Origin of the sequence: Arthrobacter woluwensis (assembly GCF_030816155.1) — a bacterium.
GTDB lineage: Bacteria > Actinomycetota > Actinomycetes > Actinomycetales > Micrococcaceae > Arthrobacter_E > Arthrobacter_E woluwensis_A.
In genome coordinates, this window is record NZ_JAUSXR010000001.1 from 3,228,571 (window position 1) to 3,241,034 (window position 12,464).

The window sequence follows — 12,464 nt, forward strand, 5'->3', positions numbered from 1 at the left end:
GTTCCTCTCTTCACTTCCTCACGCGGAGTTTCACTCGGCGTGCTGTCTGGACGCGGCTGGGGTGTTCAGCCGGACGCGGGATGACGTGCGACGGCGCGCACGGGGTTCGGCCTCCTGACGCCCGCCGCCGGACGCGCGGACCCCGGCGGGGACGGCGGCGCGCTGAGCCAGGGCGAACAGGAGGTCGACGATCAGGGCGAGGACGGCCACCAGCAGGGCGCCGGCCAGCACCTGATCGAAGCGGCGCAGCGGGATGCCCTGGATGATGGGCCAGCCGAGACCGCCCAGATTGACGTAGGCGGCGATGGTGACCGTGGCGATGACCTGGAGCGTGGCTGCACGGAGCCCGCCGATGAGCAGTGGCAGCCCGAGGCGGAACTCCACCTTCCAGAACACCTGCCACGGGGTCATGCCCATGGCCTTGGCGGCGTCGATCACGCGGCGGTCGATCGCCTCGATCCCCGTGTACGCGCCGGCCAGGAGGGACGGGATGCCGAGCAGCACGAATGTCACGAGGGCGGCGGCCGGGACCTGCAGCACGCCGAACAGGAGCACCAGCAGGATGAGCAGGCCGAACGACGGGATCGCCCGGGCGGCGCCGGAGATCGCGACGGCCACCTCACGCCCGCGCCCCGTGTGGCCGATGAGCCAGCCGGCAGGCACCGCCACGACGGCGGCGATCAGCACGGACAGCGCCGTGTACAGGAGGTGCTGCCCGAGGAGGGTGGGGAGCGCGTAGGTGCCGGTCCACTGCGCGGGATCGGTCAGCCAACGGACCGCATCGGCGAAGAGGTTCATGCGGACACCTCCGCCGGCTCGGTGGCCCGCGGGCGCTTCGCCCGGCCGCTCGTGGCACGCTGCCAGGGCATGAGCAGGCGCCCCAGAAGCACCAGGACCACGTCCACGACCACCGCCAGGATCACCACGGCCGCGACTCCGGCGAACACCTCTTCGATGAGCCGGCGGTCCAGCCCGTTGGTGAAGAGGTACCCCAGATTGTTGACCCCGATCAGGGTGCCCACCGTGGCGAGGGCGATCGTGCTGACCGCCGCCACACGCACCCCGGCGAGGATCACGGGGGCGGCGAGGGGCAGTTCCACCGTCCAGAAGCGGCGCGCCGGCGCGTACCCCATGGCGGTGGCGGCACGGCGCACGTCCGGGTCCACGGCGTCGAGGCCGTCCGCCACGGAGCGCACCAGGATGGCGACGGCATAGATGGTGAGCGCTGTGACGAGATTGGCCTCGTTGGTGGCCGGGTAGCCGAAGAGCGCCGGCAGCAGGATGAGCAGGGCGAGCGACGGGATCGTGTAGAGCAGCCCGGTCAGCAGGATGACGGGCCCGCGGACGAGCCGGTATCGCCAGGCGAATCGGCCCAGCGGGACCGCCACTACGATGCCGAGGGCGAGGGCGATGACGCTCTGCCGCAGATGCACTCCGGTCAGGTTGAGGATCAGCCCCAGGTTGTCGAGGATCCAGGTCACGTCAGCCGCCGGTCCCGCCGCCCGGCGCCACGGACGGGGCGGTTCCGCCCACGGCTCCGGACGTCGCCGGGGCATCCACGAGCGCTCCCTGGGCCCGCCCGGTCGCGTCGACCACCACGGTGCCCTCGGGAGTCTCGACCAGGCGCAGGGCGCGCTTGCCCCGGTCCGCGCCGATGAAGGCGGCCACGAAGTCGTCGGCAGGATTCGCGATGATCTCCTCGGGAGTGCCTTCCTGCACGATCTGCGCGCCGGCGCCAAGGATGACGATGCGGTCGCCGAGCAGGAACGCCTCGTCGATGTCATGGGTCACGAACACCACGGTCTTGCCGAGTTCGGACTGGAGGCGCAGGAGTTCCTGCTGGAGCTCGGCGCGGACGATCGGATCCACCGCACCGAACGGCTCGTCCATGAGCAGGATGTTCGGGTCTGCCGCGAGACCGCGGGCCACGCCGACCCTCTGCTGCTGCCCGCCGGACAGCTGGCTCGGGTACCGGTCCGCGAGCTTCTGGGAGAGGCCCACGGTGTCCAGCATCTCGCGGGCGCGCGCGTGGGCGTCGGCCCGGGAGGCCCCGTTGAGCCGCATGACGGTGGCGACGTTGTCCAGCACCGTGAAATGCGGCATCAGGCCGGAATTCTGCATGACGTAGCCGATGCCACGCCGCAGGGCCACGGGGTCACGGTCCAGGACGCTTTCGCCGTCGATCTCCACGGTGCCGGAGCTCGGCTCCACCATGCGGTTGATCATGCGGAGCAGGGTGGTCTTGCCCGATCCGGAGGAGCCCACCAGGACGGTCGTCTGACGGGGCGGGATGACCAGGTTGAAGCCGTCCACGGCGAGCGTGCCGTCGGGGAAGGTCTTGGAGACGGAGCGGAATTCGATCATCGTCCGGCCCGCCCCCGGTCTCCGGCGAGCGCCGGGACGTCGGGACACGCCGGCGCGGCGGCCCGTGTGGTCTCGGCGCGCGCGACGGCGGCCCGCGGCTCAGCCACGCTGCCGGCGGACCCGTGCGGGCGGCCGTTTCCTGCGAATTCGGTGTGCATGATCTTCCTTCTCCCGTGTCCTTCCGACACTACGGTGAGCCTCTGACACTCTTCGGAGCCGACCCCTCAGGCGGATTGCCGCCCGTACGATTCGAGGAGCCGCAGCCAGACCTCACTCAGCGTCGGGTAGGACGGAACGGCGTGCCAGAGGCGCTTCACGGGCACCTCGCCCACCACCGCGATGGCAGCGGCGTGAATCAGCTCGGCCACGTCAGGCCCCACGAACGTCACCCCGAGGAGCACCTGGCGATCCTCGTCCACCACGATGCGGGCGCGGCCCTGGTAGCCGTCCTCGTGCAGGGAGGCCCCCGCCACGGAGGAGAACTCGACGTCCACGGCCCGCACCCGGCGCCCCGAATCACGGGCTTCCGCTTCGGTGAGCCCCACGGCGGCGACCTCCGGCTCGGAGAAGATGACCTGCGGCACCGCGGCGTGATCGGCGGTGGCGACGTGGCGGCCCCACGCGCCGTCGTCGATCGGCTGACCCTGCGCACGCGCCGCGATCACGTCCCCGGCAGCCCGCGCCTGGTACTTGCCCTGATGGGTGAGGAGCACACGGCCGTTGACGTCGCCCACCGCGTAGAGCCAGTCCACGCCCGTCACGCGCAGCGTGTCATCGACGGCGACGGAAGCACCCGGCTCCAGCCCCACCGTTTCCAGCCCGATATCGCTGCTGCGCGGCTTCCGGCCGGTGGCCACGAGGATCTCGGCGGCGCGCACGTCGCCGGCGTCGGTGCGGACGGTCACGCCCTCGTCGTCGCGCTCCACGGACAGGGTCTTCACGTCCAGGCGCACGTCCACGCCGAGGTCCCGCAGCCCGTCGGCCACCAGGTCCCCGGCGAACGGCTCCACCGAGCCGAGCAGCCCGCTCCGCGCCAGCAGCGTGACCTGCGAGCCCAGCGCGGCGTAGGCCGTCGCCATCTCGACCGCCACGACGCCGCCTCCCACCACCACGAGGGAATCCGGCACCTCCTGGGCACTCGTCGCCTCGCGGCTGGTCCAGGGCTTGGCCTCGCGCAGACCGGGGATCCCGGGAACCGCGGCGTCGGAACCGGTGCTCAGCACGACGGCGTGGCGGGCCGTGAGCGTGCGCTCCTCGCCGTCCGGCGTCGTGACGGTCACCCGGCGCTCACCGCTGAGGCGCCCGTGCCCGCGGACCAGATCGATCCCGGCCGAGTCGAGCCAGGACACCTGCCCGTCGTCCTTCCAGTGGCTCGTGAACGAGTCACGCCGGTCCAGAACGGCGCGGATGTCGAGGTCGCCCGTGACGGCTTCGGCGCTGCCGGGCACCTTCCGGGCAGCCCGCAGCGCCTGCGGGGACCGGAGCAATGCCTTCGACGGCATGCAAGCCCAGTAGGAACACTCTCCCCCGACCAGTTCGCTCTCCACGATCACGGCCGTGAGGCCACCCTGGACGGCCCGGTCGGCCACGTTCTCGCCCACGGGGCCACCGCCCAACACGATCAGGTCATACTCGTCACTCATGCGCAGCGCCGCCTCCCCGGTTCGCGTGGTCTCTCCACTCAAGCCGATCCGCTCACCGCGCGTCAACCACCCATGACGAAACCGCAGTTCAGAGGCCCCTTCCGAGCGCCTTCCGGGCTCGTCCGGGGTCATTTCCGGCGCTTGAGCTTCCGGAACTCCTTGCTCCACTCCTGGTGGGCGTCCCGCTCGCCCGACCTCGGCTTCGGCGCCACCCTCCCGGGGCGTGTTCGCGGCAGGGCCTTCCAGCCGGCGTCGAGCACCAGAAGTGCGCGCTCGGTCAGCGCCGCATTGCGCAATTGCAGTGCCGTGCCTTTGCGCCGCAGCACCTCCGTGAGCGTCGCCTCGGCATCCTTGAGGCGACCGCTCTGCCGCTGAGCCCGCGCGCGGAGAAGCAGCAGGGCGGCACTCAGCTCGTCCGCGTTCCGCGCCCCCTCACTCAGCCGGATCACGGACTCGAAATCCTCCTGCAGACTCGCCAGCTGGGCGAGCGCGAGCGCCTTGGCGGGCGAATGCGGCACCTGCTCCAGCTCGACGACGGCGGCCTCCACCTCGCCGACCTCGCGCAGCGCGTGCGCGGCAGCGTAGTGCAGGGCCTCATCGGAGTAGAGGATGCGGGCCGCGACCCCGTCGCTGAGTTCGACCTCCACCACAAGGCCCAGCAGATGGCGCTGCATGAAGCGGTGGGCGGCGTCGTCCACCAGCGTCTCCTGCCCGCGGCGCAGCAGTTCCACGGCCTGCGGGTACTGCCGCCCCTGGTACGCCCGCAGCCCGGCCAGGACGTAGCAGAGCCCCGCGAAGCCACTGTGGCTCCGGGCCAGGAGGATGAGACGCTCCGGTCCGCCACCCATCGTGATCTCGGTGTGGAGCGCCTTGGCGAACTTGCCGGAGAACCCCTGCAGCCGCCCCGGCCCCTCTCGGAACGCGAACCGGTTCACCGGGTCGAGACCTCGCCCGGCCCTGATCCTCTCGCCCAGTCCCCCCGCGATCTTCCGCACCGACACCTGGAAGACCACGCCCACGAACGGCGTGATGTCCCGGGTCTCCCGGTGCACGGGCATCCCGCCGCCCACCGGATGCGGGGGCAGGCTCCGGGGAGGCTTCCCGGGAGGCTGGGGACCGGCCACGTCTAGTCCACTCCCTTGATCCGCACCACGAACACCGCCCCCAGCAATCCGATCACCGCGGCGGCGACATAGAGGGAGAGGTATCCGCCCCAGAGCGTCACAAACGGCCAGGCGATGGCCGGCGCGATGACCTGCGGCAGCGAGTTGGCGATGTTGATGACGCCCAGGTCCTTGCCGCGCTCCTCGGCGTGGGGCAGGACCTGCGTGATGAGCGCGAAGTCGACCGCGAGATACGCGCCGAAGCCGATCCCGAGCACCGCGGCGCCGATCAGGCCGCCCGCCCAGGTCGGGGAGAACGCCAGGATGAGCGCGGAGGTGGCGATGATCGCGGACGAGATGATGACCAGCGGCTTCCGCCGGCCCAACCGGTCGCTGATCCGGCCGCCGATCACGCTGGTGATGATCACGAAGATCGCGTAGAGACCCGTCAGGATCAGCACGCCGGTCTCCGCGGGGATGCCCTGCGTCTCCTGAAGGTGCACGGCGTCCGTGAGGAAGAACAGGAGATACAGCGTGATCATGTGGTTGCCGATGTTCACGAGCAGGCGCGTGATCCAGGCCCAGCGGAAATCGGCGGAGGCCAGCGGCGTGATGAAGCTCAGCAGGAACTTCCCCCAGTTCAGGGGCGGGACGGCTTCACGCGGAAGCGGCGCGTCACCGGACCGGAAGGCGAAGAGGACCACGCCGAGCACCAGCGCCAGAGCGGCCAGCCCGTAGCCGAGCCACAGATTGCCGCTGACCACGGCCGCGATGACGGCGCCCAGCAGGATGCCAGCCGTCTGGCCCATCGCCGCGAGGCCGCCCACCGTGGCGCGCTGCTCCGTGGGGACCTTGTCCGGGACGGCGGCGGTGACGGCGGCGTAGGCGCCGTTGCAGCCGGCCTGGACCAGGCACCAGGCCAGGGTCATGAGGGCGACGTCGGGCACCCCCGCGAGCGCCACCAGAGCCAGGGCGCCGACGACCGCGCCACCCACCACCCAGGGCACGCGGCGTCCGAAGCGGCCGGTGGTCCGGTCACTGAACGCGCCGAAGACGGGGTTGGCCACGAGGGACACGGCCGCGCCGCAGCCGGTCACCAGGGCGAGGATGCCTTCCTTCTGGCCAGGGTCCAGCTGCGCGGCCTGCAATCCGAGCAGCACCTGGAGCGGGGCGAAGAAGGCCGCGTTGATGCCCAGGTTGACCAGGACCACACCCGTGATCCAGATCGGGCTCACCTCACGGGTGGGCTCCTGGGCCACACCCGACGGGCCGTGCTGGGCGATCGACATGCCGTGCTCCTCATCCCCTGAAGGCCGGGTCCCGTGTCCTGCACGCGGGCCCGCCGTGCCTCATCCTATGCCGAGCGGCGGACTCGTGGGCGGGCGAACCGTGCCCTGTGGACACGTCACGGCCGGGCCAGACAGGGCGTCAGGCGCGCCAGTAGCCCAGGGCGTCCACGCGGTCCCGCGTCATGCGGTGGGTGGACCGCAGTTCCTTGGACAGGAGGCGGAAGGCGGAGCTTTCACTCGCGATCCACACGAAGTCCTGTTCCGGGTCGAGGGCGTGGTCGCCGGTGGACCAGGCGGCGCTCACCTCGGCGACGAAACGTCGCCCGTCGTCCTCCCGCGGAATCCAGATGAGGCTGTCCTGAGGGCGCAGACGCAGCGGGATGCCGCCGTCGCTCTCGTGCTGCTGCTCGAGGAACACGACGGCGGGCGTCTCCCCCAGCACGTCCAGCAGGGTGTTGAGTCCGGGGACCGCCGCCGCATCCCCCACCGCGTGGACGCGCCGTGGCGCGGGGTCCGGGAGGCGGAAGGCGCTGCCCTGGATGGTGACGTCGAGGACCTCGCCCGCGGCGGCGGCGCGCGCCCAATCAGCCGCGGGCCCTCGGTGCATCGCGAATTCGAGGCTGAACGTGCCCGATGCGGGGTCGGGGTCCACCAGGGTGTACGCCCGCTGGTGGCCGCGGCCGCCGGTCGGGAACCAGACCCGGATCCAGGCGGTGGGGTGGGCGCCGATGGCCTCCAGCAGTTCACGACCGGTGAAGTCGACCCGGAGGTAATCCTCGGTGATCCAGCGGCTGCCGACCGTCCTGACCTGGAAATCCTTGGCGCCGAAGGCCTTGAGGACCACGCCCTCCCAGCCGTGCTTGGTCAGCGCCATGTGCCGTCCTCCGTCTCGCTCGTGTGCCGCGGACCAGTCGGCCGGCCCACGCGAGACTTAGGATAGCTTAACCTCACCTCGGGGGCCGGTGCGGCGGGAGGAGGTCAGACCACCGACGTCGCGCCCTCCCGTTCGCGGAGCTCCCGCGAGCGCTTCGCCGCCGTCGCCCACGGCCAGTACACCGCGGCGGTCACCACGATGCCGACGATCCAGGAGATGTCCGTCCCGCCCAGGTAGGCGGTGAGCGGCCCGGTGTAGAGCGCCTGGGACAGGAACGGGATCTGCACCAGGATGCCGATGGCATAGGACACGAGCGCGACCACGTTCCAGCGTCCGTACCGGCCGTCCGGGTTGTAGAGCGCGGCCACGTCGATCCGGTGACCGGACACCTTGTAGTAGTCGATGAGGTTGATGACCGACCACGGCGTGAACACCATGAGCAGCAGCAGGATGAAGTTCTTGAAGAGGTTCAGGAAGTCGGCGGACGCCACCAGCGCCACGATCACGCTGAGGGCGATCACCACGAGCACGGACACCGCGCGGACCGCGGGACGGACCGTGTTCCGGCGGGTGAACGCGGTGGAGATCGTGGCCGAGCACATGAAGGAGCCGTACGCGTTGAGGCAGTTCACGGTCAGCTTGCCGGTGACGATCATGATGTAGACCCCGAGCGCCAGCAGTCCGCCGCCCGCCAGATCTCCCATGTAGCCCACCTGGTTCTTGAGGAAGCTGCCACCCAGCCCCGCGGCGGAGAGCCCGCCGGCCAGGGCGCCCAGGGTCATGGCCCACTGCGCACCGATGGTCGACCCCGCGAAGGTGTACCAGAACGTCCGCTTCGCGCTGGTGTCCTCCGGCAGGTACCGCGAGTAGTCCGCGACGTACGGGCCGAAGGTCAGCTGCCAGCCGGCCGCCACGGAGACCGCGATCAGGAAGGTGCTCACCTCGAAGGGCTTGGTGAACAGGACCTGGGAGATGTCGTAGCGGGTCAGGATCACGAAGGTCAGATACGCGAAACCGGCCAGCCCCAGCACCGTCGCCACGCGGCCCAGGGCGTGGATGTAACGGTAGCCCATGATCGCGAGGACGGCCGTCAGCGCGCCGAACACGATGATGCCCACCGAACGGTTGTCAGACCCGATGATGAGGTTGATCGCCTGCCCGGAGAGGACCGTGCCGGTCGCCGCGAAGCCGATGTACATGAGGATCACGAACACCAGCGGGATGATCGCGCCGTACACCCCGAACTGCGCTCGGCTCGAGATCATCTGGGGCAGGCCCAGGCTCGGCCCTTGCGCCGAGTGCAGCGCCATGACGGCCCCGCCCAGGAGATTGCCCACCAGCAGGCCGATGATCGCCCAGAACGCGTCGGCCCCGAACACCACGGCCAGGGCGCCGTCCACGATCGCCGTGATCTGGGCGTTCGCCCCGAACCAGAGCGTGAACTGGCTCCACGGGCTGCCGTGGCGCTCCCCGCTGGGGACCCTGTCGATGGATCGGATCTCTAGAGTGGCTGCCGCCATGGTCACGCTCCCGGGGGTGAGGTTCCTGCTGGGTGTTCTGCTCCATTGCACTCCAGCGGAGGAATGCTGTGAACCGGATCACAGGGGAAGCTGTCCGGCATCCCGGACGGCGACGCACGACGACGGCCGCCCGCCGTCGTCGCACCCCGTCGCCCCCCGCAACCGCCCTGTCGACGCGCCCCCCAAACGCGCGAACCGCCGGCAGGCGCCCATATTCGCGGGGAATACGGGCGCCTACTGGCGGTTCGCGAGGGAAACGCGGGAGGCGGAGAGCCTCAGACGATGTGCGGCTCGTGGGCGTTCAGGTACTTCCGGCCCGTGAAGATCGCCACGAGGGAGAAGACCATGATCACCGCGGCGAAGAAGAACGGCACCTGCGCCCCGAAGTTCTCACCGAGTTGCGCCGCGATGAACGGAGCCAGCGCGCCGCCCATCCAGCGCACGAAGTTGTACCCGGCGGACGCCACGGGCCGCGGCGAATCGGACACCTCCATGGCCAGCTCGGTGAACAGGGTGTTGTTGATGCCGAGCAGCGCGCCCGAGATGATCACGAGCACCACGACGGTGGGCACGGAGTGCGCCAGGGCGGCGAGCCCCAGCCCCACGAGCACCACGAGCAGGCCGGTCAGCGCCAGCATCACGCTGCGCGTCGTGCCGAAGCGGCGCTGCAGGATCGGCGCCACGAAGATGGAGAACACCGCGAGCGCGACGCCCCAGCCGAAGAACACGGCCCCGATGCCGTAGGCGTTCATGTGCAGGATGAACGGCGTGAAGGCCAGGATGGTGAAGAAGCCGAAGTTGTAGAACAAGCCGGCGAGAGCCGTGGTGCGCAGACCCGCGTGGCCGAGGGCCAGGATCGGATCGCGGAGCCGCACCTTTTGCGCGGGCTTCGGCAGCGTCGGCAGCATGATGAAGAGGGCGATGAACGCCGCCGCCATGAGGAGTGCGGTGCCGAAGAACGGGGCACGCCACTGCCAGCCGCCCAGCAGGGCGCCCAGGAGCGGGCCGAGCGAGATACCGAGGCCCAGCGCGGCCTCGTAGAGGATGATGGCCACGCCCGAGCCGCCGCTGGCGACGCCGACGATCACCGCGAGCGCGGTCGCCACGAACAGTGCGTTTGCCGAGGCCCCAGCCGGCGCGGAAGCCGACGAGCTGCTCGACCGATCCGGACAGCCCGGACAGGGAGGCGAACACCGCGATCAGGCCCAGACCGATCAGCAGCGTCTTCTTCCCGCCGATCCGCGAGGAGACGAAGCCCGTGATGAGCATGGCCACGGCCGTCACCAGGAAGTAGCTGGTGAACAGCAGGGACACCTGGCTCGGGCTGGCGTGCAGATTCTCCGCGATGGCCGGGAGGATGGGGTCCACCAGGCCGATCCCCATGAAGGAGAACACGGCCGCCAGAGCGGTGGCCCAGACTGCCTTCGGCTGTCGGAAGAAGGACGCTTTCTCCTCTTCCAGGACTTCTTGACTCTCGTGGATGGTCTCATCCAACTGGTTCATTACTCGCTTCTCTCCTGTGGGCGGGATCCGGAAGGTCCGGTCACTCGCCACGCAAACGGTCGTAAATACTGGTCAGAACAGGAATGGCGGCTTCGAGGGCCGCTCGGTCGCGGGGCGCCAGATCGTCGATCACGGCGGCGATGGCGCGGTTGCGGCGCAGGTTGACGCGGGCCACCGCGTCCCAGCCGTCATCGGTCAGCCGCACGACGACGGCGCGCGAGTCCTCGGGATCGCTGTCGCGCCGCACGTAGCCGCGTCCTTCGAGGCGGGTGATCTGCTCCGTCGCGGTGGGTGCGCGCACCCCCAGGTTGCGGGCGATGTCGCTGACGCGTGCTCCGCCGTCGGCAAGCTGCGTGAGAAGGCTCAATTGCGAGCCGGTCAACTCGGTCTCCCCGACGTCCAGTCGGCGCGTGACGTAGACCGCCTGGCGGAGCGCCTCCCGGAAGGTCCGGGCCAGCTCCAGAGCTGCATCTGATTCGCTGTTCATACTTAGGTATCCTAACAGTTAGGGAACCTAACTTCAAGAGTCGACGTTCAGGAGTGACGGTTGCGGACACCGCCCGCGCTCTTCGACAGTTCGTCGCGTAACACCCGAAAGCATTCGACAACTGTCCCCTTCGGAGAAATCCCCTTCGCGCTAGGCTATGAGCGGCAAAATGTCAGCCAGGTCACAACCAGGCATTGCGAACGAGAGGGCCCCGCATGACCAATCCGCAATCGGCCACCACAGCCACCCGGACTCCCGGCGCCGCCCCCTCGGGCGAGGGCGAGCCGCACCTCGCCCGGGCCCTGAGCAACCGGCACATCCAGCTCCTGGCCATCGGCGGAGCCATCGGCACCGGCCTGTTCATGGGCAGCGGCAAGACCATCTCCGTCGCCGGGCCGTCCGTCATCTTCGTGTACATGATCATCGGCTTCATGCTGTTCTTCGTCATGCGCGCCATGGGCGAACTGCTGCTCTCCAACCTGAACTACAAGTCGTTCAGCGACTTCGCCGGCGACCTCCTCGGCCCGTGGGCCGGATTCTTCACCGGCTGGACCTACTGGTTCTGCTGGGTGGTCACCGGCGTCGCCGACGTCATCGCGATCGCCGGGTACGCGGAGACCCTCATCCCCGGCATCCCCCTCTGGATCCCCGGCGTGCTGACCATCCTGATCCTCCTGGCGCTCAACCTGCCGACGGTGAAGGCCTTCGGCGAGACCGAGTTCTGGTTCGCGCTCATCAAGATCGTCGCGATCGTCGCCCTGATCGTCACGGGTCTCGTCATGATCCTCACGGGCTTCCAGTCCCCGGCCGGCCAGGCGAGCTTCACCAACCTCTGGAGCCACGGCGGCTTCTTCCCGCGCGAGTTCATGGGCTTCGTGGCGGGCTTCCAGATCGCCGTCTTCGCCTTCGTGGGCATCGAGCTGGTGGGCACTGCCGCCGCCGAGACCAAGAACCCGGAGCACAACCTGCCCAAGGCCATCAACGCCATCCCCGTGCGCGTGATGCTCTTCTACGTGGGCGCCCTCATCATCCTGATGTCCGTCACCCCGTGGACCGAGTTCAAGGCCGGTCACAGCCCCTTCATCGGCATGTTCTCCCTGGCCGGCCTCGGCATCGCGGCGACCGTCGTGAACCTCGTGGTCCTGACCTCAGCAATGTCGAGCGCCAACTCCGGCATCTACTCCACGTCCCGCATGGTGTTCGGGCTGGCCCGCGACGGCGACGCCCCGGCGGTCTTCGGCAAGCTGTCCCGCCGCAAGGTGCCCCAGAACGCGCTGTTCCTGTCCTGCGTGCTGCTGCTGGGCGGCGTCGTCCTCCTGTACGCGGGCAAGGACATCGGCGCGGCCTTCGACATGGTGACCACCGTCTCCGCCGTCTGCTTCATGTTCGTGTGGAGCATCATCCTGCTGAGCTACCTGGTCTACCGGAAGAAGCGTCCCGAACTGGCCGCGGCGTCCAAGTACAAGATGCCCGGCGGCGTCGCGATGGTCTACGTGGTCTTCGCGTTCTTCGTCTTCCTGATCTGGGCGCTGACCACCCAGCCGGACACGCTGACGGCCCTGCTCGTGACGCCGATCTGGTTCGTGATCCTCGTGATCGCCTGGCTCGTGATCCGGCGATCGCCCCATCACCTGGCACGTCATGAGGCGTGGAAACAAAGTATGAAGTAGCGTCTTTTAGT

General features: G+C 69.5%; 11 protein-coding genes and 1 pseudogene. 1 reads left to right on the forward strand and 11 read right to left on the reverse strand.

What is annotated here, in order from left to right; genetic code table 11:
- Positions 1-30 precede the first annotated feature (30 nt).
- From QFZ52_RS14835 to QFZ52_RS14885, 11 genes and pseudogenes are all read right to left on the reverse strand, one after another.
- On the reverse strand, positions 31-798 hold the full coding sequence (locus tag QFZ52_RS14835; RefSeq protein WP_307498389.1) for an ABC transporter permease: 768 nt from the start codon (positions 796-798) through the stop codon (positions 31-33).
- Positions 795-1,481: an ABC transporter permease gene (locus tag QFZ52_RS14840; RefSeq protein WP_307498390.1), complete on the reverse strand. Its 687-nt coding sequence runs from the start codon at positions 1,479-1,481 to the stop codon at positions 795-797. Before QFZ52_RS14840 ends, QFZ52_RS14835 begins: the two co-directional genes overlap by 4 nt.
- A gap of 1 nt (position 1,482) precedes the next feature.
- Positions 1,483-2,364: an ABC transporter ATP-binding protein gene (locus QFZ52_RS14845; RefSeq protein WP_307498391.1), complete on the reverse strand. Its 882-nt coding sequence runs from the start codon at positions 2,362-2,364 to the stop codon at positions 1,483-1,485.
- Positions 2,361-2,522: a hypothetical protein gene (locus tag QFZ52_RS14850; RefSeq protein ID WP_307498392.1), complete on the reverse strand. Its 162-nt coding sequence runs from the start codon at positions 2,520-2,522 to the stop codon at positions 2,361-2,363. The genes QFZ52_RS14845 and QFZ52_RS14850 overlap by 4 nt, the downstream gene beginning before the upstream one ends.
- Positions 2,523-2,588: 66 nt before the next feature.
- A complete protein-coding gene (locus tag QFZ52_RS14855) occupies positions 2,589-4,007 on the reverse strand; it encodes a dihydrolipoyl dehydrogenase family protein (RefSeq protein ID WP_307498393.1) in 1,419 nt (472 codons plus the stop codon).
- 128 nt (positions 4,008-4,135) lie between these two features.
- Positions 4,136-5,131 (reverse strand): hypothetical protein, encoded by a 996-nt coding sequence (locus QFZ52_RS14860; protein WP_307498394.1) that lies wholly within the window; start codon positions 5,129-5,131, stop codon positions 4,136-4,138.
- A 2-nt stretch (positions 5,132-5,133) separates the two neighbouring features.
- Positions 5,134-6,399 carry an MFS transporter gene (locus QFZ52_RS14865; RefSeq protein ID WP_307498395.1) on the reverse strand — a complete coding sequence of 422 codons (1,266 nt, stop codon included), beginning with the start codon at positions 6,397-6,399 and terminating at the stop codon, positions 5,134-5,136.
- Positions 6,400-6,538: 139 nt separating this feature from the next.
- Positions 6,539-7,273 (reverse strand): siderophore-interacting protein, encoded by a 735-nt coding sequence (locus tag QFZ52_RS14870; RefSeq protein WP_307498396.1) that lies wholly within the window; start codon positions 7,271-7,273, stop codon positions 6,539-6,541.
- 104 nt (positions 7,274-7,377) lie between these two features.
- The gene (locus QFZ52_RS14875; protein ID WP_307498398.1) at positions 7,378-8,793 is read right to left on the reverse strand and encodes a purine-cytosine permease family protein; all 1,416 of its coding nucleotides are present in this window, start codon (positions 8,791-8,793) and stop codon (positions 7,378-7,380) included.
- Between the two features lie 275 nt (positions 8,794-9,068).
- Positions 9,069-10,296, reverse strand: a pseudogene (locus QFZ52_RS14880) (MFS transporter).
- Positions 10,297-10,336: 40 nt separating this feature from the next.
- Positions 10,337-10,783 carry a MarR family winged helix-turn-helix transcriptional regulator gene (locus QFZ52_RS14885; RefSeq protein ID WP_307498399.1) on the reverse strand — a complete coding sequence of 149 codons (447 nt, stop codon included), beginning with the start codon at positions 10,781-10,783 and terminating at the stop codon, positions 10,337-10,339.
- A 215-nt stretch (positions 10,784-10,998) separates the two neighbouring features.
- Here QFZ52_RS14885 and cycA point away from each other — a divergent pair, with 215 nt between their 5' ends.
- Entirely contained in the window at positions 10,999-12,453 is a 1,455-nt protein-coding gene (cycA, locus tag QFZ52_RS14890; protein ID WP_307498400.1) for a D-serine/D-alanine/glycine transporter, read from the forward strand.
- Positions 12,454-12,464 lie beyond the last annotated feature (11 nt).

Coding starts and splice junctions, on each gene's coding strand:
- QFZ52_RS14855 (WP_307498393.1), bottom strand. CDS start 4,007: ATGAGTGACGAGTATGACCTGATCGTGTTGGGCGGTGGCCCCGTGGGC.
- QFZ52_RS14875 (WP_307498398.1), bottom strand. CDS start 8,793: ATGGCGGCAGCCACTCTAGAGATCCGATCCATCGACAGGGTCCCCAGC.
- QFZ52_RS14885 (WP_307498399.1), bottom strand. CDS start 10,783: ATGAACAGCGAATCAGATGCAGCTCTGGAGCTGGCCCGGACCTTCCGG.
- QFZ52_RS14870 (WP_307498396.1), bottom strand. CDS start 7,273: ATGGCGCTGACCAAGCACGGCTGGGAGGGCGTGGTCCTCAAGGCCTTC.
- QFZ52_RS14865 (WP_307498395.1), bottom strand. CDS start 6,399: ATGTCGATCGCCCAGCACGGCCCGTCGGGTGTGGCCCAGGAGCCCACC.
- cycA (WP_307498400.1), top strand. CDS start 10,999: ATGACCAATCCGCAATCGGCCACCACAGCCACCCGGACTCCCGGCGCC.
- QFZ52_RS14835 (WP_307498389.1), bottom strand. CDS start 798: ATGAACCTCTTCGCCGATGCGGTCCGTTGGCTGACCGATCCCGCGCAG.
- QFZ52_RS14850 (WP_307498392.1), bottom strand. CDS start 2,522: ATGCACACCGAATTCGCAGGAAACGGCCGCCCGCACGGGTCCGCCGGC.
- QFZ52_RS14845 (WP_307498391.1), bottom strand. CDS start 2,364: ATGATCGAATTCCGCTCCGTCTCCAAGACCTTCCCCGACGGCACGCTC.